The 23,707-nt window shown below is 30.2% G+C and carries 24 protein-coding genes; 8 read left to right on the forward strand and 16 right to left on the reverse strand.

Annotation, left to right across the window (positions count from 1 at the left end):
- Nucleotides 1–122: 122 nt before the first annotated feature.
- Entirely contained in the window at nucleotides 123–557 is a 435-nt protein-coding gene (locus WAO74_RS02590) for a DUF6146 family protein (protein WP_422159425.1), read from the forward strand.
- Here the strand turns inward: WAO74_RS02590 and WAO74_RS02595 are convergent.
- On the reverse strand, nucleotides 550–1,044 hold the full coding sequence (locus WAO74_RS02595) for a dihydrofolate reductase (RefSeq protein WP_422159427.1): 495 nt from the start codon (nucleotides 1,042–1,044) through the stop codon (nucleotides 550–552). The two genes, WAO74_RS02590 and WAO74_RS02595, sit on opposite strands and share 8 nt — an antisense overlap.
- A gap of 302 nt (nucleotides 1,045–1,346) precedes the next feature.
- Between WAO74_RS02595 and WAO74_RS02600 the strand changes: the two genes are divergently transcribed.
- On the forward strand, nucleotides 1,347–1,643 hold the full coding sequence (locus tag WAO74_RS02600; protein ID WP_422159429.1) for an isoamylase early set domain-containing protein: 297 nt from the start codon (nucleotides 1,347–1,349) through the stop codon (nucleotides 1,641–1,643).
- 58 nt (nucleotides 1,644–1,701) lie between these two features.
- Here WAO74_RS02600 and WAO74_RS02605 read toward each other — a convergent pair whose 3' ends face one another.
- The 5 genes from WAO74_RS02605 to WAO74_RS02625 form a co-directional block, all read right to left on the reverse strand.
- Nucleotides 1,702–2,526, reverse strand: coding sequence for a thymidylate synthase (locus tag WAO74_RS02605; protein ID WP_422159430.1), 825 nt, complete (start codon nucleotides 2,524–2,526; stop codon nucleotides 1,702–1,704).
- 201 nt (nucleotides 2,527–2,727) lie between these two features.
- Nucleotides 2,728–4,488: a NupC/NupG family nucleoside CNT transporter gene (locus tag WAO74_RS02610; protein ID WP_422159432.1), complete on the reverse strand. Its 1,761-nt coding sequence runs from the start codon at nucleotides 4,486–4,488 to the stop codon at nucleotides 2,728–2,730.
- Between the two features lie 13 nt (nucleotides 4,489–4,501).
- Nucleotides 4,502–5,110: a bifunctional nuclease domain-containing protein gene (locus tag WAO74_RS02615; RefSeq protein ID WP_422159434.1), complete on the reverse strand. Its 609-nt coding sequence runs from the start codon at nucleotides 5,108–5,110 to the stop codon at nucleotides 4,502–4,504.
- 187 nt (nucleotides 5,111–5,297) lie between these two features.
- Nucleotides 5,298–6,254, reverse strand: coding sequence for an electron transfer flavoprotein subunit alpha/FixB family protein (locus WAO74_RS02620; protein WP_422159435.1), 957 nt, complete (start codon nucleotides 6,252–6,254; stop codon nucleotides 5,298–5,300).
- A 127-nt stretch (nucleotides 6,255–6,381) separates the two neighbouring features.
- Nucleotides 6,382–7,128 carry an electron transfer flavoprotein subunit beta/FixA family protein gene (locus tag WAO74_RS02625; RefSeq protein WP_422159437.1) on the reverse strand — a complete coding sequence of 249 codons (747 nt, stop codon included), beginning with the start codon at nucleotides 7,126–7,128 and terminating at the stop codon, nucleotides 6,382–6,384.
- Nucleotides 7,129–7,362: 234 nt separating this feature from the next.
- On the opposite strand from WAO74_RS02625, the gene WAO74_RS02630 reads away from it, so the two are divergent.
- From WAO74_RS02630 to WAO74_RS02645, 4 genes are all read left to right on the forward strand, one after another.
- Nucleotides 7,363–8,343 carry a pyruvate dehydrogenase complex E1 component subunit beta gene (locus WAO74_RS02630; RefSeq protein ID WP_422159439.1) on the forward strand — a complete coding sequence of 327 codons (981 nt, stop codon included), beginning with the start codon at nucleotides 7,363–7,365 and terminating at the stop codon, nucleotides 8,341–8,343.
- A 50-nt stretch (nucleotides 8,344–8,393) separates the two neighbouring features.
- Nucleotides 8,394–10,895: a DUF5686 family protein gene (locus WAO74_RS02635; RefSeq protein ID WP_422159440.1), complete on the forward strand. Its 2,502-nt coding sequence runs from the start codon at nucleotides 8,394–8,396 to the stop codon at nucleotides 10,893–10,895.
- Between the two features lie 12 nt (nucleotides 10,896–10,907).
- A complete protein-coding gene (locus tag WAO74_RS02640; protein WP_422159441.1) occupies nucleotides 10,908–11,435 on the forward strand; it encodes an inorganic diphosphatase in 528 nt (175 codons plus the stop codon).
- 119 nt (nucleotides 11,436–11,554) lie between these two features.
- Entirely contained in the window at nucleotides 11,555–13,981 is a 2,427-nt protein-coding gene (locus tag WAO74_RS02645) for a sodium-translocating pyrophosphatase (protein WP_422159443.1), read from the forward strand.
- Nucleotides 13,982–14,099: 118 nt separating this feature from the next.
- Here WAO74_RS02645 and WAO74_RS02650 read toward each other — a convergent pair whose 3' ends face one another.
- The 9 genes from WAO74_RS02650 to WAO74_RS02690 all read right to left on the reverse strand — a co-directional run bounded on the left by WAO74_RS02650 (nucleotide 14,100) and on the right by WAO74_RS02690 (nucleotide 20,985).
- The gene (locus tag WAO74_RS02650; protein WP_422159444.1) at nucleotides 14,100–14,546 is read right to left on the reverse strand and encodes an NAD(P)/FAD-dependent oxidoreductase; all 447 of its coding nucleotides are present in this window, start codon (nucleotides 14,544–14,546) and stop codon (nucleotides 14,100–14,102) included.
- 21 nt (nucleotides 14,547–14,567) lie between these two features.
- Nucleotides 14,568–15,023 carry an NAD(P)/FAD-dependent oxidoreductase gene (locus WAO74_RS02655; protein WP_422159446.1) on the reverse strand — a complete coding sequence of 152 codons (456 nt, stop codon included), beginning with the start codon at nucleotides 15,021–15,023 and terminating at the stop codon, nucleotides 14,568–14,570.
- A 2-nt stretch (nucleotides 15,024–15,025) separates the two neighbouring features.
- Nucleotides 15,026–15,253 carry an FAD-dependent monooxygenase gene (locus WAO74_RS02660; protein ID WP_422159447.1) on the reverse strand — a complete coding sequence of 76 codons (228 nt, stop codon included), beginning with the start codon at nucleotides 15,251–15,253 and terminating at the stop codon, nucleotides 15,026–15,028.
- 25 nt (nucleotides 15,254–15,278) lie between these two features.
- Entirely contained in the window at nucleotides 15,279–16,130 is an 852-nt protein-coding gene (locus WAO74_RS02665) for a biotin-dependent carboxyltransferase family protein (protein ID WP_422159448.1), read from the reverse strand.
- A complete protein-coding gene (pxpB, locus tag WAO74_RS02670; RefSeq protein WP_422159450.1) occupies nucleotides 16,123–16,854 on the reverse strand; it encodes a 5-oxoprolinase subunit PxpB in 732 nt (243 codons plus the stop codon). Before pxpB ends, WAO74_RS02665 begins: the two co-directional genes overlap by 8 nt.
- Nucleotides 16,847–17,578 (reverse strand): 5-oxoprolinase subunit PxpA, encoded by a 732-nt coding sequence (gene pxpA / locus WAO74_RS02675; RefSeq protein ID WP_422159452.1) that lies wholly within the window; start codon nucleotides 17,576–17,578, stop codon nucleotides 16,847–16,849. Before pxpA ends, pxpB begins: the two co-directional genes overlap by 8 nt.
- Nucleotide 17,579: 1 nt before the next feature.
- Nucleotides 17,580–18,806 carry an Nramp family divalent metal transporter gene (locus tag WAO74_RS02680; protein ID WP_422159454.1) on the reverse strand — a complete coding sequence of 409 codons (1,227 nt, stop codon included), beginning with the start codon at nucleotides 18,804–18,806 and terminating at the stop codon, nucleotides 17,580–17,582.
- A 102-nt stretch (nucleotides 18,807–18,908) separates the two neighbouring features.
- Nucleotides 18,909–20,519 (reverse strand): phosphoenolpyruvate carboxykinase (ATP), encoded by a 1,611-nt coding sequence (pckA, locus tag WAO74_RS02685; RefSeq protein WP_422159455.1) that lies wholly within the window; start codon nucleotides 20,517–20,519, stop codon nucleotides 18,909–18,911.
- 85 nt (nucleotides 20,520–20,604) lie between these two features.
- Nucleotides 20,605–20,985, reverse strand: a complete 381-nt coding sequence (locus WAO74_RS02690; protein WP_422159457.1) for a DUF423 domain-containing protein — start codon at nucleotides 20,983–20,985, stop codon at nucleotides 20,605–20,607.
- A 72-nt stretch (nucleotides 20,986–21,057) separates the two neighbouring features.
- On the opposite strand from WAO74_RS02690, the gene WAO74_RS02695 reads away from it, so the two are divergent.
- Together WAO74_RS02695 and WAO74_RS02700 are read left to right on the forward strand one after the other, a co-directional pair.
- On the forward strand, nucleotides 21,058–22,425 hold the full coding sequence (locus WAO74_RS02695) for a saccharopine dehydrogenase family protein (protein ID WP_422159459.1): 1,368 nt from the start codon (nucleotides 21,058–21,060) through the stop codon (nucleotides 22,423–22,425).
- Between the two features lie 113 nt (nucleotides 22,426–22,538).
- Nucleotides 22,539–22,958: a hypothetical protein gene (locus tag WAO74_RS02700; protein ID WP_422159460.1), complete on the forward strand. Its 420-nt coding sequence runs from the start codon at nucleotides 22,539–22,541 to the stop codon at nucleotides 22,956–22,958.
- A gap of 8 nt (nucleotides 22,959–22,966) precedes the next feature.
- Here the strand turns inward: WAO74_RS02700 and WAO74_RS02705 are convergent, their stop codons facing one another.
- Entirely contained in the window at nucleotides 22,967–23,689 is a 723-nt protein-coding gene (locus WAO74_RS02705; RefSeq protein WP_422159461.1) for a tRNA1(Val) (adenine(37)-N6)-methyltransferase, read from the reverse strand.
- Between the last annotated feature and the right edge of the window lie 18 nt (nucleotides 23,690–23,707).

Here is a 23,707-nt window from a genome sequence, read left to right on the forward strand (position 1 = left end):
GACCATTTATGTTTATTTACTCATTTAAAAGATGTTTACACTCATTCCCGTTTTTTTTTAAATCAATACAATAGTACTTTTGAATTAGAATTAATGAAGGAAATTTAATATATTTAAGTATTATGAAACATTTAAAACAAATACTATTACTATTCGTCATCGGAACTTTTTTCTGGGCTTGTGGTTCATCCCAATTAAATAACAAAACCGAAGAAAAAGAAGATCCAGTTGTTATTGCCAATGATAGTTTAGAGTACGAAATTATAATTATAGACCCAGGTTTTACTTATTATTTAAATGCTATTGCACAACCTGTAGGGTTTTACAATCAAGAATATTTAGAATCTAGAAATAAAGCTTGGGTAATTACTTGGAATCAAAGGTTTTTAAATCCTAGTCAATTCGATCATAACATTTATGAGAATATGATTGACTATCAACAAAATATAGATTATGGTTATGATGTAAATTACAAACTATTCAACTATTTTTTGTTTGCTCAAAAAAAGTACAGAATGAGTTTAGATGGTGGTTTTAGAGGTGGTAGAGTTAATTAGCAATTCTTTTATATCTCACAAAACTGTAATCGAATTTGTTGCTATCATCAGCTAAAAAAGTTTCTATTTCAATTTGTTGCCAAATATTTTCATCAATTTCTGGAAAGAAAGCATCTGCTTCAAACTCATGATGAACTAATGTAATATCTAAAAAATCGGCATAATTATTATCGAGTGCATATTTGTAAATTTGAGCTCCACCAATAATAAAAACATGCGCATCTTCCTTGGCTAGTTCTAGGGCTTCTTCTAGACTATTCGCAACCAAACAACCTTCTTTAGAATAGGTTTTATTTCTAGTAATAATTATTGTAGTTCTATTAGGCAAAGGTTTCCCTATAGATTCGAAGGTATTTCTACCCATTAAAATATGATGCCCAGTAGTCGTTTTTTTAAAACGCTTTAAATCTGCTGGTAAATGCCAAATTAAGTCGTTGTTTTTACCAAGAGCATTATTTTTGGCAATTGCTGCTATAATTGTAATCATATTTTAAATACTATTTGATGCAAAATTAGTGGAAATGTTTTGAGATTTGATGTTTTTTAATGATTTTACTAAATATTTTATGATTTCCGAATACGTTTTCGGAGGAAAAAGCCTGAAAATCAATCTAAAAGAAACCTCTTTAAGATTAGATTTATAATAATTATTGATTCGCTTTATTTAGGAATATCAATATTTTAGTATTCAATTTTATCAAACTGATAATTCTTATCTATTATTCTTAATTTTTTTGGTCTATTCTCAAATTCTATTATACTTTTACATCGAATTTTAATACAATAATTATGGCGATTAAAAAACAATTTTTGAAAAGTAAACCAGTATGTAAAGTAACATTTACTTTAGATGCTGAAGAAGCAAAAAAAGTTGCAGTAGTAGGAAGTTTTAATGAATGGAATGAAAAAGCAACTCCGCTTAAAAAACTAAAAAATGGAAGTTTTAAAGGTACTGTAGATTTAGAATCTGGAGCTTCTCATGAGTTTAGATATTTAGTTGATGGTACATATGTTAACGAGCAAGAGGCTGATAGCTTTGCTTGGAGCGATTACGCTGGTGCAGAAAATAGTGTATTAAGTTTATAATACTATTTTTAAACAAAGTAAAAGAGCTTCCAATTTAGAATTGAAAGCTCTTTTTTTTTTAAACTGCAACCACACCTTTTATATGTGGATGTGGATTATAATTTAACAACTCAAAATCATTAAAAGTAAAGTCTTCTATATTTTTGATAGCTGGGTTTATTTTCATTGTTGGTAATGGCCTTATATCTCTAGACAATTGTAATTCTAATTGTTCTATGTGATTGTTATAAATGTGGGCATCACCAAAAGTATGGATGAATTCACCTGCTTCATAACCGCAAACTTGCGCAATCATCATTGTAAATAACGCGTAAGAAGCGATATTAAAAGGAACTCCTAAAAATATATCTGCGCTTCTTTGGTATAATTGACAAGATAATTTACCATCTGCAACATAAAACTGAAAAAATGCATGACATGGAGGTAATGCTGCTTTTCCTTTCGCAACATTTTCTGAAAAAGAAATGCTTGTATCAGGCAAAACTGACGGATTCCAAGCAGAAACTAACATTCTTCTCGAATTTGGATTTTTCTTTAAAGTTTCAATAACTTCTTTTAATTGATCTACTTCATCACTGTTCCAATTACGCCATTGATGTCCATAAACTGGCCCTAAATCTCCATTTTCATCAGCCCAAGAATTCCATATTTTTACACCATTTTCTTGCAAATATTTAATATTTGTATCGCCTTTTATAAACCAAAGTAATTCGTAAATAATGCTTTTTAAATGCAGTTTTTTAGTGGTTACCATTGGAAAACCTTCACTTAAATCAAAACGCATTTGGTGTCCAAAAACACTTTTAGTTCCAGTACCAGTTCTATCCCCTTTTTCGTTCCCGTTTTTTAAAACGTGTTTTACTAAATCGTGATATTGTTTCATAAGCCCATCTTCTGTCTTCCCAAAGGGAAGAAACTATTTCTATTAATGAATTGTAAAATTAAATAATGTCAGTGCTCTCTTAAAAGCCAAGTTAAAAAATTATCAATATTTTATTAACTATCAAAAAGATAAAAGTTTTCTAAAATATTCTGACTTGGTTTTTCCCTTTGGGAAAATGTCTGAAAGACAAATGGGCTCTTTTTATCCAATAATCATCCCAGCAATAGTAGCAGACATTAAAGAGGCAATTGTACCACCAATTAAAGCTTTTATTCCGAATTCTGATAATGTTTTTCTTTGACCTGGAGCTAAAGAGCCAATGCCTCCAATTTGGATTCCAATAGATGCGAAATTTGCAAAACCACACAACATATAAGTCGCCATAATTACAGATTTATTATATGTTAAGTGAATTGCGTTAGAGGCATCTTTTAATTCCGCTAATTGTATGTAACCAATAAACTCACTTGCTGCTAGTTTAATTCCTAATAATTGCCCCATCATTGTTGTGTCTGCAGTAGGTACTCCAATTAACCACATTAATGGTGAAAAAACAGTACCTAAAATAAACTCTATGGAGAGTTCTTTGTAAGTGGTTGTACTTGCTATAATATCATTAACAGACATAAAAGACCATCCGAAATATTCTATTCCTTCAAAACTTCCAAGAGCAGCTAAAATTCCATTTAGCATGGCAATTACGGCTACAAAAACTAACAACATTGCACCAACATTTACTGCCAAACGCAAACCTTCTGAAGTTCCATTTGCAATGGCATCTAATAAATTAGATCCAATTTTATCTTGTGATACCTCTACATCTGTACTTATTTTTGCTGTTTGTGGATACAATATTTTTGATATTACAATTGCACCAGGAGCTGCCATTACAGAAGCTGCTAACAAATGTTTTGCAAAAACTAATTCTAAAATTTTATTACCTCCACCTAAAAATCCTATATATGCTGCTAAAACTGCTCCTGCAACTGTAGCCATACCACCTATCATCACTAAAAGCATTTCAGATTTATTCATCTTTTCTAAATACGCTTTTATTAAAAGTGGCGCTTCAGTTTGTCCTAGGAAAATATTCCCTGCAACAGATAAACTTTCCATACCAGAAATACCCAATAATTTCGATAAAAGAATTGCTAAAATTTTAACTATCCATTGTATAATACCTAAATAAAATAACAATGAAGTTAGTGCTGAAAAGAATATAATTGTTGGCAATACTTGGAAAGCAAAAATGTATCCAAAAGTACTTGTATCTGCAACAATACCTGCAAATAAGAATTCACTACCTGCTTTTGTATACGTTAATATTTCTATAAAAATACCTCCAATAAAATCAAAAATTACTTGAATAAATTTTACTTTTAGAACTCCAATTGCAATTAAAACTTGCAAAGACAGTCCTAAAAGCACTCTTTTCCAATCTATAGCTTTTCTATTGTTACTAAACAAAAAAGCAATAAGAATTAAAACAAACATTCCTAAAGCACCTCTCCAAAAAGTGTATAAAGAAAAATCTGTACTTGGTAAAATGTAAGAAGTCCTCACTTCTTCTTTAATTGGAATAATTGCCTCCTTTGTTTCAAGGTTTTTAGCTAAATTTAAAGTAGAGAGAGAATAGGTTACATCATTCTCTGACAGAATTAAACTATTGTCTTTTAGAGTTACAATATTAAAATAACGTACAGAGTCTTTTGGAGTTTTAAAATTAAAAATTAATAAATTGTTTTGATGAATGTAATTACCACTTCTTTCTAAACTGTCTAAACTTTTTAAAGTATAATAAAACTTACCTTCGTTTAAACTAAAAACATCTGTAGAATCGACTTTTAAAAATTCTGAGCCATCTGCTTTTTGAATCCTTGAAAACCTCCAATTGTTATTTAATTCTTGCGAAAACGAAGTAATTGTAGCTATTAAAAATAACAGCGTGAAAAGTTTTTTCATATTGACTTAGAATTTAAGAACGTTTGCTTATTTCATCTCTAATTTTTGCTGCTAACTCGTAATTTTCGTTCGTAACAGCGTTATTTAATTTTTCGTGTAATTCTTTTAAAGAAATGCCAGAAAAATTATTTTCTTTTTTACTAATTTCTTTAAATTCTAAAGGAAGCTCTTCAGGCAACTGTTCGTTTTCTAAAGACATTTCTTCTTCTATTTTTAAATAAATACCTGCTTTATCTAAAATGTTTTCGTAGGTATAGATAGGTGCATTAAAACGAACAGCAATTGCTATAGCATCTGAAGTTCTGGTATCTATAACTTCTTCTTTGCCTTTTCTTTCGCAAACTAAACTCGAAAAGAAAACACCATCTACCAACTTATGAATTATTACTTCTTTGATACTAATTTGAAAAGTATCTGAAAAAGTTTTAAATAAATCGTGTGTTAGTGGTCTTGGAGGTCTAATTTCTGTTTCTAAGGCAATTGCGATAGATTGCGCTTCGAAAGCACCTATTATAATAGGTAAAGTTCTTGTTCCATCCATCTCACTCAAAACCAAAGCATAAGCGCCAGTTTGTGTTTGACTGTAAGAAATACCTTTAATAGTTAGTTGTATAAAACTCATATATTAAGCTGCCAAATTAAAAAGTATTTTAATAATTGTGTAATTCTATAATACTTTTTAAGAAGGCACAATTTAATAAAAATAATAGATTGTAAACTTTTATTTCTTTAGTTTTTATAAAAAGAAAAACCTATTAGTTAAAAAAACTAATAGGTTTTCAATTAAAAACTGTCTTCGAATATTTGAATTAAGCCTGTTTAAAAGCTTTTAATTTCTCTATTAGTTTAGGAACCACCTCAAAAGCGTCACCAACAATACCATAATCTGCAGCTTTAAAGAATGGTGCTTCAGGGTCTGTGTTAATAACTACTTTTACTTTAGATGCATTAATACCTGCTAAATGCTGTATTGCTCCAGAAATTCCGATAGCTATATATAAATTAGAAGCCACAGGTTTTCCTGTTTGACCCACATGTTCTCCATGAGGTCTCCAACCTAAATCTGAAACTGGTTTAGAACAAGCTGTTGCAGCACCTAAAACAGTTGCCAACTCCTCAATCATTCCCCAATTTTCTGGTCCTTTTAAACCTCTTCCTGCAGAAACTACTACATCTGCATCTGCAATGGTTACTTTACCTGATGCTTTTTCTACTTTTTCTGATTTTACGCCAGACTCAACAACAGCAGCATCAAAATTTTCTGTAGTTCCAGAAACTTGATTTTCGTGAACTCCATAAGAATTTTTTGCAACTCCTATTACTTTGTTAGTAGTTGATATCACTGTATTGCTAAATCCTTTATTAGAAAATGCTTTTCTTTTTACTGTAAACGGACTTGTAGAACTTGGCAATGAAACCACATTAGAAGCATAACCTGCATCTAATGCTACAGCCAATAAAGGTGCTACATATAGGGTGTTTATGCTAGAATCTAATATTATTACTGATGAACCTTGAGCATCTGCAACTTGTTTTATAACTGCAGCATACTGTTTCGCATTAAAAGTTTTTAAAGAATCATTAGAAACAGAAATTACTTTCTCTGCTCCATAAGTATATAATTCTTGATTACTACTTGCGTTTATTGTTAAGGCAACTACGTTGCTACCTAATTGCTCAGCTACTTTTTTTCCATAAGAAACTACTTCCAAAGCACTTTTTTTAAATTTTCCTTCTGCTGAATCTGCAAAAACTAAAACTGACATATTATTTAGATTTTAGATTTTAGACATTAGATTTTAGATTTCTTACTCAAATTTAAAAACTAAGCTAAAAAGATTTTTATTATTTTGTTTGATTCTGAAACAACTTCAGAATAATATTAGTCTAAGACTAGATTACTTTCGCTTCATTATGCAACAAGTTAATTAACTCATCTACATTATCTGCATCTATTAATTTTACAGCTCCTTTTGGTGCTGGTTTTTCAAATGATTCTATAGACGTTGCACTTACAGCATCAACTGGTTCAACAACATTTAAAGGCTTTTTACGAGCCATCATAATACCACGCATGTTTGGAATACGCAAATCTTTTTCTTCAACTATTCCTTTTTGACCTCCAATAACTAAAGGTAAAAAAGTGCTTAAAGTTTCATTTCCACCATCAATTTCTCGAACAGCAGTTACAGAAGTTCCATCAATTTCCAAACCTACACAACCGTTCACAAAATTGAAATTTACCAAAGAAGCTAACATACCTGGAACCATTCCTCCATTATAATCTATAGATTCTCTACCAGCTAAAACCAAATCATAACCTCCATTTTTTACAACTTCTGCTAATTGTTTTGCAACAGCTAAACCATCTGTAGCTTCCATATTTACACGAACTGCATCATCTGCTCCAATAGCTAAAGCTTTGCGTAAAGTTGGTTCTGTTGTTGCGTTTCCAACATTTACAACTGTTACAGTAGCTCCTTGCTTTTCTTGAAACCACATTGCTCTTGTTAGTGAAAATTCGTCATAGGGATTAATTACAAACTGCACTCCATTTGTGTCGAACTTTGTATCATTTTCCGTAAAATTAATTTTTGATGTGGTATCAGGAACGTGGCTAATACAAACTAATATTTTCATAAATAGATATTTTTTGTAAACTTATTTTCTTGCGACAAAATTACTAAAATTTTCCGATTTACTATGCATGCATAGTAAATTTTTATGTTAAAAAAAATTTAATCTTTTTTATCAATCTATTTTCTTGTAGTAAAGAATTTAAAATCTTTAGAGATATCGCTTAAAGTAGTGTTTTGATTACATCAAATTTTATTACTTTTGTTTCTTCTAAAAACAAACAACTATTTAAAACGAATGAAAACAGTTCAATTCAGAGAAGCGATTTGCGAAGCAATGAGTGAAGAAATGCGCAGAGATGAAAGCATTTATTTAATGGGTGAAGAAGTTGCTGAATATAATGGCGCTTACAAAGCTAGTAAAGGAATGTTAGATGAGTTTGGACCTAAAAGAGTTATTGATACTCCTATTGCTGAACTAGGTTTTGCAGGTGTTGCAATTGGATCTGCAATGAATGGTAACAGACCTATTGTAGAATATATGACGTTTAACTTTTCTTTGGTTGGAATTGATCAAATTATAAACAACGCTGCAAAAATTAGACAAATGTCTGGTGGCCAGTTTAATTGCCCAATTGTTTTTAGAGGTCCAACAGCTTCTGCAGGTCAATTAGGTGCAACACACTCACAAGCATTCGAAAACTGGTTTGCAAACACTCCAGGTTTAAAAGTAATTGTACCATCAAACCCTTATGATGCAAAGGGCTTATTAAAAGCTGCAATTAGAGATGATGATCCTGTAATTTTTATGGAGTCTGAACAAATGTATGGCGATAAAATGGAAATTCCAGAAGGAGAATATATTATCCCTATTGGAGTTGCAGACATTAAAAGAGAAGGTACAGATGTAACTATTGTTTCTTTTGGAAAAATTATAAAAGAGGCATACAAGGCTGCTGATGAATTGGCTAAAGAAAATATTTCTGTTGAAATTATCGATTTAAGAACTGTAAGACCTATGGATCATGCAGCGATTATTACATCAGTCAAAAAAACAAACAGATTAGTAATTTTAGAGGAGGCATGGCCTTTTGCAAGTATAGCTTCTGAAATTACCTACAGAATACAAGATGAAGCTTTTGATTATTTAGATGCTCCTATAAAAAGAATTACAACTGCAGATACACCTGCACCTTATTCCTCAGTTTTATTTGAAAAATGGATTCCAAATTCAAATGATGTAATTAAAGCTGTGAAGGAAGTTTTATATAAAAAATAAAATACGCTCTTAATACTCAAGAGAATTCTCTGATTAAGAAAAAATTGCTCATGAAAGAATATCTCTTGGTATTTTTTTTATTTATTTCGTTTGCTCTTCACTCACAATTTACTGTGAAAGGTACTGTTGTGGATGAAGAAAATCAACCTTTACCTTATGTAAATATTTCAATAAAAAGAACTACAAAAGGTACTTCTACTGATGACTATGGTAACTTCGAAATTACTATTGATAAAAATATTGCAAGACTTGAATTTAGTTATCTAGGGTATAAATCAGTGACTAAAACAGTTAGAAAGAACGATAACTTTATTAAAATTATTCTTAAAGAAGAAGAAAATAGTTTAAATGAGATTCTAGTTGTTACCAAACCAAAAAAAAGGCTGAAGAAAAAGGAAAATCCTGCTTATAACATTTTAAAAGAAATTTGGAAAAATAAACGATCTAATGGCTTAAAGCTCACTAAATATTACGAATATAAAGAACATCAAACCATACAAGTTGGCTTAGACAACCTAGATAGTAGTTATATAAAAGAAGTTTTTAAGAAAGACTACGAAACTGCCATTAACGACATGAAATATGATGAAGATGGTAACAATTATTACATTCCTTTTTTTTTAGAAGAAACAATCTATCATGTATATGGTAACAATGTTTTAAATAAAAGAAGAAAAGATATTGTTGCAGAGAAATCTGATGGAGTTTTCGATCAAGGTTTTATTTTTAACAGGATGGTGAATACGTTTATAGATGTAAATATTTATGATGACAATTTTCTAGTCCTTAACAAATCTTTCGTAAGCCCTGTTTCTACAGTTGGTTTTGGTACTTATGATTACGTTTTAAATGATAGTATCATCACCAAAGATAAAAAACGTTACAATATTTATTTCTTTCCTAGAAGAAATGAAGATTTTGCTTTTCAAGGTAACTTTTGGGTAGAAGGCAAAAACTTTTCTTTAACAGAAATTAAAATGAGTGTTAACAAAGACATCAACCTTAATTTTGTTAGATCGTTAAGTATAGAAAAAGAATTCAGTATAGAGAACGACACTATTTTCTTACCTAAAAAAGATTTTTACTCTGGAAACTTTACCCTTTTAGATAAGAAAGAAACCAATAAAGGCTTAACAATTACAAAACTAGTGGATTACTCTGATTTTAAATTAGAAGTAAAAAAACCAGATTTATTTTACGACGAGCAAATAGAAAAATATGCTCCTAAACAATTTGAAAAACCTGAGGATTTTTGGAAACAAAACAGCAAGCCAGAAAATGCTAATACCTATAAACTTATTGACGTAGTTAAAGACACCAAAAAAATAAGAAACTTAACTGGCTTAATAAATACATTTGCTAGTGGTTACATTAATATGGGAACTTCATTACAAGCTGGGCCATTTTGGACGTTTTTTGCGCAAAATGAAATAGAAGGATTTAGAATAAAACCCAGTTTTAGAACCTTTAAAACTATTGATGATCGTCTGCGAGTAAATGGTTATTTAGCTTACGGTACAAAAGATAAAAAATTAAAATTTGGTGGAGAAGCAAAATATTTACTTTCTTATAAACCAAGAATTTCTGCAGGCTTAGCTTACGTTTACGATAACGATCAATTAGGAGCTAAATTATTAAACTCCAATCAATTAATTGGAGACCCTTTTGGAAATGGAGCATTATTTGCTAGAGGTAATAATATATTTCTTTCTAAAGTTAATAAGTTAATTACCAACATAAATTATCAAATAAAACCAAATATAAGTGTTGGTTTAAATTTTACAAATAATTCTATTGTTTCAGCAGATCCCAACTTATTTTCGATAGATTATCTAAAGAATAATATTGTTCAATCAGAAATAAAAGACGTTACTACAGATTTATCTTTAACATTAACTCCTGGAAGATTTGTATATGGTTTAGGCGTAGAACAACGTTTTGGAAAAAATTTATTTCCTACTATTATTTTAAATTATAAGAGAGGTTATGAAGGATTTTTAAATGGAAGTTTTAGCTATGATAAATTACAATTTTTATACAATCAACCCATTGTGCTTGGCCAACTTGGTATTTTAGACGCCACTGTTGAAGGGGGTAAAACCTTTGGTACTTTACCAATTTCATTGTTAAGTCCTATTCCTGCAAACCAAACATTTTCATTGGTTAGAAACACTTTTTCATTGATAAATTATTATGACTTTGTATCAGACACCTACTTAACAACTCATTTAGAACATCATTTTAATGGCTTTATTTTAAATAGAATTCCTCTAATAAAAAAACTTGATTTAAGAAGTTTAGTTACCTTTAGAGCAGCATATGGTACTATTTCACAAGATAACATTAATATAAACAGGTCATCTATTACATACAATGCTCCAGATAAAAACCTTTATTATGAATACGGATTTGGTTTTGAAAACATAGGGTATGGTAATTTAAAATTTTTGAGAGTAGATGCCATTTGGAGAAGCAATTATAACCAAGTAAACACACAAATTCCACAAACTCCGAAATTTGCCATTAGAATTGGTATTAGGCCAGGGTTATAAAATTTAAATAAAATGAGCGAAGACAAACCTTTAACTTTCGATGTATTAATAGAAATACCTAAAGGAAGTAGAAACAAATACGAATACGATTTTAATTTACATAAAATACGTTTTGATAGAATGTTATTTTCGTCAATGATGTATCCTGCAGATTATGGTTTTGTACCAGAAACATTGGCCTTAGATAGTGATCCTTTAGATGTTTTAGTTTTAGGACATGAGCCAACGTTTCCAATGTGTGTTATGGAGGTTAGACCTATTGGAGTTTTTCATATGACAGATGAAAAAGGACCAGATGAAAAAGTAATTTGTGTACCTGTTTCTGATCCTATTTGGAATAAAAGACAAGATATTTTTGATTTAAATCCTCATAGATTAAAAGAAATTGAACATTTTTTTCAAGTATATAAAGATTTAGAAAAGAAAAAAGTTGATGTTGGTGGTTGGGGAGATTCTGCACAAGCTATAAGAATTTACCACGAGTCAGTAGAAAGATATAAAAATAGTGATCACTTTGCGAAGGGTAGTTTTAAGATATAAATAAAAAAAGGCATCCTTTTTTATCAACCTCCTAAAATTTAAGTTTTAAGAGGTTTTTTATTTCATTCTGATTTTCTTACTTTTACGCCCGTTTTAAATTAATCAAATAATAATACTTTATGGAATCAATGATGATTTACATGCCAATTGCAATGGCAGTTTTAGGCTTAATCTATATGTGGATTAAGAAATCTTGGGTGATGAAACAAGATGCAGGAGATGGTAAAATGAAAGAAATTTCAGATTATATCTACGAAGGTGCTTTAGCTTTTTTAAGTGCAGAATATAAATTACTAGCAATATTTGTAGTAATAGTAAGTTTTGCATTAGCAGCTGTATCTTTTATAGTACCAACAACTCATTGGTTAATTGTTGTGGCTTTTATTTTTGGAGCTGTTTTTTCTGCCTTTGCAGGAAATATTGGTATGAAAATAGCTACGAAAACAAATGTGCGAACTACACAAGCTGCTAAAACTAGTTTACCAAATGCACTAAAAATCTCTTTTGGAGGTGGAACAGTTATGGGATTAGGAGTGGCTGGTTTAGCGGTTTTAGGCTTAACTTCATTCTTTATCTTTTTCTTTCACTTTTTTATGGGTGGAGTTTGGACAAATACTATGGATATGACTATCGTTCTTGAAACCTTAGCTGGTTTTTCTTTAGGTGCAGAATCTATTGCCTTATTTGCAAGAGTTGGTGGAGGGATCTATACAAAAGCAGCAGATGTTGGTGCAGATTTAGTTGGTAAAGTAGAAGCTGGTATCCCAGAAGATGACCCAAGAAACCCTGCTACAATTGCAGATAATGTTGGTGATAATGTTGGAGATGTTGCAGGAATGGGTGCAGATTTATTTGGCTCTTATGTTGCAACTGTATTAGCTGCAATGGTTTTAGGAAACTACGTAATTAAAGATATGGGTGGAAGCATTTCTGACGCTTTTGGCGGAATTGGTCCAATTTTACTGCCTATGGCAATTGCTGGTGTTGGAATTATAATTTCTATTATAGGTACAATGTTGGTGAAAATCAATAATAATGATGCTAAAGAATCTCAAGTAATGGGAGCTTTAAATAAAGGAAACTGGACTTCTATTATATTAGTTGCAGTAGCTTGTTTTGGTTTAGTAACTTGGATGTTACCAGAGACTATGACAATGGAATTTTTTGGTGAAGGACCTCAACAAATTTCTTCTATGAGAGTTTTTTATGCAACTTTGGTAGGTTTATTTGTAGGTGCTGTAATTTCATCTGTAACTGAATATTATACTGGTTTAGGGAAATCTCCTATTTTAAAAATAGTACAACAATCTTCAACTGGAGCAGGTACAAATATTATTGCTGGTTTAGCAACTGGTATGATTTCTACTTTTCCATCAGTATTACTATTTGCTGGTGCAATTTGGGCTTCTTACGCTTTTGCTGGTTTTTATGGTGTTGCTTTAGCAGCTTCTGCAATGATGGCTACAACTGCTATGCAATTAGCAATTGATGCTTTTGGACCAATTTCCGACAATGCAGGTGGTATTGCTGAAATGAGCGAACAAGAACCAATTGTTAGAGAAAGAACAGATATTTTAGATTCAGTTGGTAACACAACTGCAGCAACTGGTAAAGGTTTTGCAATTGCTTCTGCTGCTTTAACTTCTTTAGCTCTTTTTGCTGCTTACGTAACATTTACAGGTATAGATGGAATTAACATCTTTAAAGCGCCAGTTTTAGCAATGTTATTTGTTGGTGGAATGGTACCTGTAGTATTTTCTGCTTTGGCAATGAATGCTGTTGGAAAAGCTGCTATGGAAATGGTACAAGAAGTAAGAAGACAGTTTAGAGATATTCCTGGAATTATGGAAGGAACAGGAAAACCTGAGTATGATAAATGTGTAGCAATTTCTACTGAAGCATCTTTAAAAGAAATGATGTTACCTGGTTTATTAACAATCGGTTTCCCTTTAATAATTGCATTTTTACCTTTAGCTTTTGGAATGGACAAATTAGCTATCGCAGAAATGTTAGGTGGTTATATGGCTGGAGTTACTGTTTCTGGTGTTCTTTGGGCTATCTTTCAAAATAATGCTGGTGGTGCTTGGGATAATGCAAAAAAATCTTTTGAAGCTGGTGTAATGATTAATGGAGAAATGACTTACAAAGGTTCTGATGCCCATAAAGCAGCTGTAACTGGAGATACTGTTGGAGATCCTTTTAAAGATACTTCTGGTCCATCTATGAATATTTTAATTAAATTAACCTGTTTAATTGGTTTGGTAATTGCACCTATTTTAGGAGGTCATTCAGAAGAAACTACTCAAGTTAATAATGAGGTTAGCGTAGAAATTACATCCAATAATAACCAAATGGCTGTTGGTACAATTACAACAACTAAAACAATTAATGGTAAAGTGGTGACTGAGATTGAAAAAATTGAAGGAACTATCGAAGAAATAGAAAAAAGAGCTAAAGAAGCTGGCTCTGTTGTTTCTGTTAACGTGCTAAAAAACGATAAAATAATTACAGAAAAAGTTGAAGTAATTGTTGAGAAAAAAGAGTAAATTTTAAAAATAAATACAGAAAAAAATCATTCCTTAAAATTTTGAGGAATGATTTTTTTTTTAAAGTAAAACTACAGATAGTTAATGTTTCTATTCTATTATTAATATTCTATATTTTTTAATAGCTCCTTCTCAACATCAGTGGCTTAATTCTTTTTTCAAATTTCTTTTTTAAAATTCTAGCCAAAAAAATAAATAAACTTCTTTTACGGGTTAACTTTAATACAAACTCACTAAAAGACAATAATTTGCCAAACTCTTTTTTCAGGGAAATATCGTAGGTTTCTAAAAAATTAACTGTAAACCTGTCTTTTCCCAAACAATTCGCAATTTGTTTTGCACAAATAATTCCAGACATCATTCCTGTTCCTACACCCTCTTTGTAAAAAGCATTTGCCAGTCCTGCTGCATCGCCCACTAACATAAAACGATTTCCCGATTTTTTTTGTACACCAAAATGATAAGGAATTCCCCAACCTCGCCAATTACCAACTTGAGAAGCATTTTTAAATTTGTAGGCAACTTTTGGATGTGTTTGTATAATTTTAGCAACTTCATCTATCAAATTAATATTATTATCTAAAAGTTACTTGGTGTTTCCTCCTAAACTAACATTTACCTGATTATCTATTAACGGAAAAATATAAAAAAACAAAGGTATTTTATGGTAACAAATTCTAATTTCACCCTGATTATTTTCTGGTAAATTTTCAACATTTTTAAAATAAGAACTAATAAATGTAGACGATTTTAACTTATCTGGTTTGTTTTTCCCTAATTTTCGAGAAACTATGGAGTTTATACCATCTGCACCTACTACTATTTTTGATAAAATTTTGGTATCATCTTTTAAGGTAATCAAAATACCATCTTGTAATTCTTCTAAATTTTTTACACCATTTCCAAATAATTCAGTTGTAAATTCCTCTGAAAACTGATTTACCAAAAAATAATCAAAATCCCAACGCTTGCCATACGAAATAAAAACAGGCCTATTTATAGCTTCTTCAATGGGTAAGTTTACATTATTTGATGCATGCAAGTTTATTTTATTACTATGTATAAATTTTGGATTTTTAAAAAAATATCTAATAATTTTAATTCTTTCAACGCTTTAAAAGCATATAAAATTAAACCATCACCACAGGTTTTATCTCTTGGAAAATTGGCTTTATCTATAATATAATGAGGTATTTTTAATTGAGCCAGCATTAAAGCTGTACTTGCACCTGCAGGTTCAGCACCAATAATACAAACATCAGTTTTTATCATAACTATTTTTTAAAACACTGGGAGTTTAAAAATTTTTAACAACAAATATAAGTTTTTCATTTACTCTTTTTTGTGCCAAATTGTTAATCGCATTTTCGGTAAGCTGTAAAATTCTTGGATAGCCACCTGTAACTTGGCAATCTCTCATTAGCACAATTAACTTTCCAGAAGGGGTTAACTGCACTGTTCCTGGTAAAACTGCCGAGGTTAAAATTTGGGATAATTTGTTTTCTAAAGATTCATTTAATTGATAACCCATTCTATTATTATCTTTAGAAATAGTAAAGGAATCCTGTAAAACTTTCTCTTTTTGTTGTTGATTTAACAACTCAAATTCTGATCCTTTATAACATTCTAAAAATTGAGTTTCAAATAAATTTTTGTTTATTTTAATCGAAGTATTTAGAACCTTAAAGACTTCATTAAAACAATTATAAGGCACAGCATCTCCTTTTTTTAAAATATTTTTTGAGGTAATATGCTGATAAAAACTCCTACTTTTTAATTTCTTTTCTGATAAAAACCCATCTTTTACAGCCAAATAACAACGAATACCATAATTTACTTTTCCAAAAGATAAAATGTCGTTTTTCTTGATAACAATTCTTTTATTTAGTTGTATCGATTTTTTATTTAAAGTTGGATTAAAATCTCCTCCAGAAATACCTATAATAGTGTCTTCTAAAAACTGAAAATCTGCATTCCCCAAAGTAATTTCTAAAACAGCATCCTCTAAATTATTCCCTAAAATAGTATTTGCCAAATCTGCTGAATAAGAATCCATAGCTCCAGAAATTGGCAATCCAATAGATGCAAAACCTCTGCGTCCTTTATCTTGAACTGTGGTTAAAAAACCAGCTTTTAAAACTTTAAGCATTGTGTAAAGTTTTAGAAATTTGATATCTATTTTCTGCAATTTCTTTTTCTAATTGATAAAATTCATCCAAAGAAATAGGCTTGAACTTTATAAAATCACCAGCTTTTGCAAAACAAGGATTTTCCTTTTCAACATCAAAAAAATTGATTGGAGTTTTACCAATAATATTCCAACCACCAGCCGAATTATTTGGATAAATTCCTGTTTGCTTGCCTCCTATCGCAACTGATCCTTTAAATACATTTAACCTTGGGTTTGGTTTTCTGTCAAAAAATAGTTTCTCATTTAAACCTCCTAAATAGAGAAATCCTGGCAAAAATCCGATAAAATAAACTTTGTAAACAGCTTCTGTATGCAGTTTAATAATTTCTGGAATCTCTATTTTTGATTTATGAGACATTTCCTCTAAATCGATACCAAATTCTAAGTCATAACAAACAGGAATTTCCCATTGAAAATAATCTTGTTTTTTTATTTTTAAGGTTGATATATAAATAGATTTTAAGAGTTGAACTTCTTCTTCAAAAGAATTGATAAAATTTCTATAAACTATGGTTAGTGAATTATATCCTTGAATTAAATCAACAAATTCTATACTTTTTTTTGATGTTATTTTATTTTTAAATAGTAAAATATCAACTAGAATTTCATCATTAATTATAGCTTCCCATTCAATGAGAATTGCTTTATCTCCAAATTTCTTGTATGTGATATTTTTAGCCAATTTTAAATCCCTCTTTTTTTAAATTTTTATTTAGATATTTTACAATTTCCAAAGCATTTTTGGTGTCACTATGTATACAAAAAGTGTTTGCTATTATCGGTTTTTCTAAACCAGAAATTGTCTTTACTTTATCTTTTTTAACCATAAATAAAACGTGATTCAAAACTTCATTCTCATCAATTAATAATGCATTTTTCTGAGTTCTAGAAACCAAAGTTAAATCATCATTATAATTTCTATCTGCAAAAGCTTCATATTTAATTTTAATGTCGTTTTTTAAAGCAACTTCCTCTATTACAGAGCTATAAGGAACATATAAAAAAACATCATTTAAATATTTTTTTATAGTTTTAATAAATAAAATTGCGAGTTTTTCATCTACAGCAATTGCATTGTACAAAGCTCCATGAGGTTTTACATGGTGTAGTTTTTCATCAAAAAACTTCAATCTTTCTAAAAATAAATCTATTTGACTTTGAATACTCTTGGTAAAATCATCATCAGAAATTTTTATCAACTTTCTACCAAAATTTTCTTTATCAGGAAAAGATGGATGTGCACCAATCTTCACCTTATTTTTAATAGCGAGTTGAATCGTTTTATCAATAGAATTTACATCACCAAAATGCCCTGCACAAGCAATATTACAAGATGAAATATAAGGCATCATTAAATACTCATTCTCTACTCCTTCTCCAACATCGCAATTGATATCTATCTTCATTTTACATCAAATTAAAAACTTTTAAAATTCCTTTTAATCCTAAAAATATAGAAATTGCAAGAATTATATAGCCTAAAATATTTTGTGTTTTTGTGTTTACAAAACTTCCTAGAACATTCTTTTTATTCATAATCCATAATAAAACTCCTGCTATTATTGGCAATAACATTCCATTTGCAACTTGGGCAAATTTTATAATTTCTATCGGTTTTATGCCAATTGATGAAAATAAAACTCCTAAAAACAGAATAATAATCCAAACCATTCTAAACCATTTCGATTGCATATTGCCTTTAAAACCCAAACAACCTTGGGCTACATAAGCAGCTGCTAAAGGCGCTGTAATTGCGGATGTTATTCCTGCAGCAAATAAGCCCAATGCTAAAAAATATTTGGCAAATTCGCCATATAAAGGTGCTAAACCTTTTGCTAAATCTGCCACATTTAAAATATCTTTTGATGGTATTGCTGCTGCAGAAATAATGATTGCCATAGAAACCAAACCTCCTAAAACTATCGAAATTATGGTATCTTTTTTAGCAAGAGAAATATCTTCTTTTTTCTTCCATCTTTCTTTAACTAAAGAAGCGTGTAAAAACAAATTGTAAGGCACAACTGTTGTACCAATTAAACCAATAATAGTTAATAGACTTTTCTCTGGAAATTTAGGTACAAACATTCCTTTTAAAATTGCTAAAACATTTGGCTGAGTTACGATTGCTGTAATTATAAATGAAAAACTCATTAATAAAACCAATGTAATTAGCGCTTTTTCTAGAAATTTATAATTCCCAATATATAAAAGTAAAAAGGCAATTACACCAATTACAATACTCATAAAATTGACAGAAAAATTTCCAAAATTGTATTTGAACTCTCCAAAAATAGTTTCCAAACCTAAAATTCCTCCACTGATGTTTCCTGCTTCATAAGAGGCGTTTCCAACCACAATTGCCGATAAAATTAAGATTGTTATAAACTGTTTTAAAAACGGAATTTTAATTTCTTCACGAATTACCTCAGACAATCCTTTTTGAGAAATAATCCCCAATCTTGCTGCCATTTCTTGTAAAATAATGGTTGCAATTATTGATAATAACATTGCCCATAATAAGTTGAATCCAAAATTTACACCAGCCAACGTACAAAGCGTAACTGTACCTGGACCTATAAATGCTGCAGCTACTAAAGTGCCTGGACCAATATTTTGAAACCATTTTTTTATCATAAAAAAGCTATTTTTAGTTTACTGAATAAAGATACTTTTTTAAAAAGAAAAACACCTCTTAATTGAGGTGCTTTCTAAAATTTAGGTTTTTATATTTTATGTTTAATACGCATATCTTTGAGGTCCTCCTCTGCGAATTTCTTCACTAGCGAATTCTTCGAATTGTTTAAAATTATGCCTAAATGCGTTCGATAATTTAAAAGCAGTTTCGTAATAAGCATCATCATTATTCCAAGTCGTTCTTGGGCTTAGCAATTCTGTAGGAACTCCAGGACAAGATCTTGGTTGCGCAACTCCAAAAACTGAATGAATGTGATAATTTTCATACGTATAATCTCCCAATTCTCCATTTAAAACTGCAGTAATCATTGCTCTAGTATATTTTAAAGGCATTCTTCTACCAACTCCATATTTACCTCCAGACCAACCTGTGTTTACCAACCAAACATTTACGTTGGCTTCTTTCATTTTTTCGCTTAACATTTCTGCATACCTTGTAGGATGTAAAGGCATAAAAGGAGCACCAAAACAAGCTGAAAAATTTGGAGTTGGTTCTGTAACTCCTGCTTCTGTTCCTGCTACTTTTGCTGTGTAACCAGATATAAAATGATAAGCTGCTTGAGCTGGTGTTAATTTAGATATTGGAGGTAGAACTCCAAAAGCATCTGCAGTTAAAAAGAAAATATTTTTTGGATTTTTACCAATTGATGGTTCTTGTATATTGTCTATATGATAAATTGGGTAACTAACTCTTGTGTTTTGAGTGATTGATGTATCAGCAAAATCGATAACACCATTTTCATCCATCACTACATTTTCCAAAATTGCCCCTTTTTTAATGGCAGCAAATATTTCTGGTTCTTGTTCTTCTGATAAGTTAATCACTTTTGCATAACAACCACCTTCAAAGTTAAAAACGGTGTTTTCTGCAGTCCAACCATGTTCATCATCACCAATTAAACTTCTATTTGGATCTGTAGATAATGTTGTTTTTCCTGTTCCAGAAAGTCCAAAGAAAATAGCAGTATCTCCATCTTTACCTACGTTTGCAGAACAGTGCATAGGTAAAGTGTTTTTGTACATGGGTAAAATAAAATTTAGAGCCGAAAAAATTCCTTTTTTAATTTCACCTGTATAACCTGTACCACCAATTAAGGCAATTTTTTTACTAAAATTTAAAATCGCAAAATTATGTTGGCGAGTTCCATCAACCTCTGCATCTGCCATAAAACCTGGAGCATTTATTACTGTCCATTCAGGTGTAAAGCCTTTTAACTCTTCTTCTGTTGGCCTTAAAAACATATTGTAAGCAAACATATTACTCCAAGGATATTCGTTCACCACACGAATATTTAATTTGTAATCTTTATCTGCACAAGCATAACTATCTCTCACAAAAATTTCTTTTTCTGATAAATAAGCTACTACTTTGTCATATAATTTGTCGAATTTATCTTCTTCAAAAGGTAAATTTATTTTGCTCCACCAAACTTCATCTTTCGTAATAGTATCTTTTACAATAAAACGATCCATAGGCGAACGCCCTGTAAACTCTCCTGTATTTACAGCAATTGCGCCTAAAGAAGATTCAACCCCTTGACCTTTTTCTAATGTTTCTTGATGTAATTCGTTAGAAGTTAACTGATAACGAATTGTTGCATTTTTGATTCCTAGATTATTTAACGAAATCGATTTCGTATTTGTATCTACCATATCAATATTTTTAGGTTTTTAATGAAGTACAAAATTAAACAATATTTTAAAACCATGTTCAAATATTATTATTTTTACAAATATTTTATTTGTGTCTATACTTTTTTACGAATATCACAATCATTGAAATCCAACCGATTATAAAAAACAATCCCCCTAAAGGTGTTACAAACCAAATAGATTTCGCTGAAATTGATGTTAACTGAATGAGATAAATTGAACCTGAAAAAAATAAAATTCCAAAAAAGAAAAGGTAACTAATGCTGTTTTTTTGTTTCACAGAAAAACCTTCATAAATATTAACAAATAGTAAAATAATTGCATGATACATTTGATAACGAACCGCAGTTTCAAAGCTTAATAATTGATCTGCTGTTACACTTTCTTTGAGTGCATGTGCCCCAAAAGCACCTAAAATAACTGCAAATAATCCAAGAAAACAAGCAATAATTAAATTTTTAAACATTTTTGTGTGTTTTTGTTAAATTTTAAACATTTATAGTATCTTCGTTCGAATACAAAAATACAGCTTTCTATTATGAAAAATATATTGATTATTGGTGCAGGAAAATCGAGTTCTTCTTTAATTAAATACTTATTAGACAAATCAAATTCAGAAAACATTTTTCTAACCATTGGAGACATCTCTAAAGAAAATTCTTCAAAATTAATACTAAATCATAAAAATGCGAAGGCAATAGTTTTAGATGTTTTTAATAAAACTGAACGTGAAACAGCTATTGAAAAATCAGATATTGTAATTTCTATGTTGCCTGCAAGATTTCACATAGAAGTTGCCAAAGATTGTATTACTTATAAAAAACATTTGGTAACTGCATCTTATGTATCGAAAGAAATGAAAACTTTAGACAAAGCTGCTAAGGAAAATGGATTGATTTTTATGAATGAAATTGGCCTTGATCCAGGTTTAGACCACATGAGTTCTATGCAAGTAATTGATGGCATTCGAAAAAAAGGTGCTAAAATGTTATTGTTTGAATCATTTTGCGGTGGTTTAGTGGCTCCAGAAAGTGACGATAATTTATGGAATTATAAATTTACCTGGAATCCTAGAAATGTAGTTTTAGCTGGTCAAGGTGGAGCTGCAATGTTTATTCAAGAAGGCACTTATAAATACTTACCTTATCATAAATTATTTAGAAGAACAGAGTTTTTAAACATCAATGGAGATAAGTACGAGGCTTATGCTAACAGAGATTCTTTAAAATATAGAAGCGTTTATGGCTTAGATGATATACCAACAATGTACAGAGGAACTATTAGAAAAGTAGGTTTTTCTAGAGCTTGGAATCTTTTTGTTCAGTTAGGAATGACAGATGATTCTTATACAATCGAAAACTCTGAAAACATGAGTTACCGAGATTTTGTAAACTTATTTTTAGCCTATTCTCCATCAGATTCTGTAGAATTGAAATTACGCTCTTATCTTAAAATTGATCAAGATGATGTAATGTGGGAAAAATTAATAGAGCTGGATATTTTTAATCCGAAGAAAAAAATTGAACTTCCAAATGCTACTCCAGCTCAAATGCTTCAAAAAATTTTAGAAGACTCTTGGACGTTGCAACAAAAAGATAGAGATATGGTTGTAATGCAACATTTATTTGGCTATGAAATTAATGGCGAAAGACGTCAAATAGAGAGTAGTTTGGTTGTAAAAGGAGAGAATCAAACGTATACAGCTATGGCTAAAACTGTAGGTTTACCAGTTGCAATTGCAGCTTTAAAAATTTTAAAAGGAGAGATAAAAACTCCAGGAGTTCAAATACCAATTTCTAAAGAAGTGTACGAACCTATTTTAAAGGAATTAAAAAATTATGGAATAGAATTCACCGAAAAAGAAGTACCTTATTTAGGTTATAATCCTAACAACGTAATTGGTTAAATTAAATTTATAAAATACAAATTTAAAATAATTTTATATTAAGTGTTAAAACATGCTGTTAATCGGTTTATTCTGTTAACTTATAGAAATACAAACACTTAAAATAAATTACAATGAAAAATTTAATGCTTTTATTTACAATATTATTAACGCTATCATGCACAACGAATAATGAAATATTACAAGAAGAAATTACAGAAATAACTCCTAAAAAAGTAGAAATTATATTAACAACTTCTAAACTAATTTTCGATGAAATTGTTGTTTCTTATTACGATTTTGATGCAGATGAATGGGTTTTTGGGCCAGGACAATTTTCATATGATAGCACTGGGAAACCAGAACCAATGATTATATTACTTGCAGATTACGCCTATAAAATGATTGAGGGTGAAGCTTACAGAAAAAACAATCTTGACTCTAGTTTAAAAGTTCAAATATATATTAATGATGTATTAGTTTTTGAAGATGAAGCCACTGGAACAGATTTAGCTTATGCTCATGTCAATTATGATTTTACCATAGAAGAATAATTATAAATTTACATTTTTAAATAAAAATCCTTTGTCAAACTGATATATTGTTCTGTGTATTGATGACGTTCTATTTCTATGATTAAATGTTCTTCTGTAATTTCTGATTGATAAAAAGAAAACTCCAGCAAAGTTCTTTTTATCTCTGATGTAGGATTACCTTGAACTCTACAAATTCTGTTCAAGAATAATTTATTTTCTTTTGCAAGGTTGATGAAAATTTCTTCTTCTTTGTAAGGAATTACAACTGCAAATTTTCCATTCGACGAAAGAATTTTTACAACACCAGTAATCAATTCTAAAAAAGATAAAGAACTTGTAAAACGCGCTTTGTTTCTAGCATCATTTTCAGTTTCGAAGTTATCCGTGTAAAAAGGTGGGTTAGAAATAATTAAATCATAGGTTTCTTCCTCTTCTGAAATTTCTTTCGCAAATTCTTGGAAGCTAGAATTATAGCAATACAATCTATCTGCCCAATCTGATTCTTCAAAATTGGCAACAGTTTGTTCGTATGCGTTTTCATCAATTTCAACAGCATCAATAGTTAATGCGTCCGAACGCTGGGCCAACATTAATGCAATAATTCCTGTACCTGAACCAATATCTAAAATAGTATCAAGATAATGATCAACAGAACACCAAGCACCCAACAAAACTGCATCTGTGCCAATTTTCATAGCTGACTTATCTTGATTCACTATAAACTCTTTAAATTGAAAAGGTTTGTTCATGGCTCAAAAATAATGTAA

This window comes from Polaribacter sp., assembly GCF_049276715.1.
In the GTDB taxonomy this organism is placed as follows: Bacteria; Bacteroidota; Bacteroidia; order Flavobacteriales; family Flavobacteriaceae; genus Polaribacter.

What these genes read in the sequence shown, in the direction of transcription:
- WAO74_RS02590 (WP_422159425.1), top strand. Translation starts at nt 123, where the DNA reads ATGAAACATTTAAAACAAATACTATTACTATTCGTCATCGGAACTTTT.
- WAO74_RS02595 (WP_422159427.1), bottom strand. Translation starts at nt 1,044, where the DNA reads ATGATTACAATTATAGCAGCAATTGCCAAAAATAATGCTCTTGGTAAA.
- WAO74_RS02600 (WP_422159429.1), top strand. Translation starts at nt 1,347, where the DNA reads ATGGCGATTAAAAAACAATTTTTGAAAAGTAAACCAGTATGTAAAGTA.
- WAO74_RS02605 (WP_422159430.1), bottom strand. Translation starts at nt 2,526, where the DNA reads ATGAAACAATATCACGATTTAGTAAAACACGTTTTAAAAAACGGGAAC.
- WAO74_RS02610 (WP_422159432.1), bottom strand. Translation starts at nt 4,488, where the DNA reads ATGAAAAAACTTTTCACGCTGTTATTTTTAATAGCTACAATTACTTCG.
- WAO74_RS02615 (WP_422159434.1), bottom strand. Translation starts at nt 5,110, where the DNA reads ATGAGTTTTATACAACTAACTATTAAAGGTATTTCTTACAGTCAAACA.
- WAO74_RS02620 (WP_422159435.1), bottom strand. Translation starts at nt 6,254, where the DNA reads ATGTCAGTTTTAGTTTTTGCAGATTCAGCAGAAGGAAAATTTAAAAAA.
- WAO74_RS02625 (WP_422159437.1), bottom strand. Translation starts at nt 7,128, where the DNA reads ATGAAAATATTAGTTTGTATTAGCCACGTTCCTGATACCACATCAAAA.
- WAO74_RS02630 (WP_422159439.1), top strand. Translation starts at nt 7,363, where the DNA reads ATGAAAACAGTTCAATTCAGAGAAGCGATTTGCGAAGCAATGAGTGAA.
- WAO74_RS02635 (WP_422159440.1), top strand. Translation starts at nt 8,394, where the DNA reads ATGAAAGAATATCTCTTGGTATTTTTTTTATTTATTTCGTTTGCTCTT.
- WAO74_RS02640 (WP_422159441.1), top strand. Translation starts at nt 10,908, where the DNA reads ATGAGCGAAGACAAACCTTTAACTTTCGATGTATTAATAGAAATACCT.
- WAO74_RS02645 (WP_422159443.1), top strand. Translation starts at nt 11,555, where the DNA reads ATGGAATCAATGATGATTTACATGCCAATTGCAATGGCAGTTTTAGGC.
- WAO74_RS02660 (WP_422159447.1), bottom strand. Translation starts at nt 15,253, where the DNA reads ATGATAAAAACTGATGTTTGTATTATTGGTGCTGAACCTGCAGGTGCA.
- WAO74_RS02665 (WP_422159448.1), bottom strand. Translation starts at nt 16,130, where the DNA reads ATGCTTAAAGTTTTAAAAGCTGGTTTTTTAACCACAGTTCAAGATAAA.
- pxpA (WP_422159452.1), bottom strand. Translation starts at nt 17,578, where the DNA reads ATGAAGATAGATATCAATTGCGATGTTGGAGAAGGAGTAGAGAATGAG.
- WAO74_RS02680 (WP_422159454.1), bottom strand. Translation starts at nt 18,806, where the DNA reads ATGATAAAAAAATGGTTTCAAAATATTGGTCCAGGCACTTTAGTAGCT.
- pckA (WP_422159455.1), bottom strand. Translation starts at nt 20,519, where the DNA reads ATGGTAGATACAAATACGAAATCGATTTCGTTAAATAATCTAGGAATC.
- WAO74_RS02690 (WP_422159457.1), bottom strand. Translation starts at nt 20,985, where the DNA reads ATGTTTAAAAATTTAATTATTGCTTGTTTTCTTGGATTATTTGCAGTT.
- WAO74_RS02695 (WP_422159459.1), top strand. Translation starts at nt 21,058, where the DNA reads ATGAAAAATATATTGATTATTGGTGCAGGAAAATCGAGTTCTTCTTTA.
- WAO74_RS02700 (WP_422159460.1), top strand. Translation starts at nt 22,539, where the DNA reads ATGAAAAATTTAATGCTTTTATTTACAATATTATTAACGCTATCATGC.
- WAO74_RS02705 (WP_422159461.1), bottom strand. Translation starts at nt 23,689, where the DNA reads ATGAACAAACCTTTTCAATTTAAAGAGTTTATAGTGAATCAAGATAAG.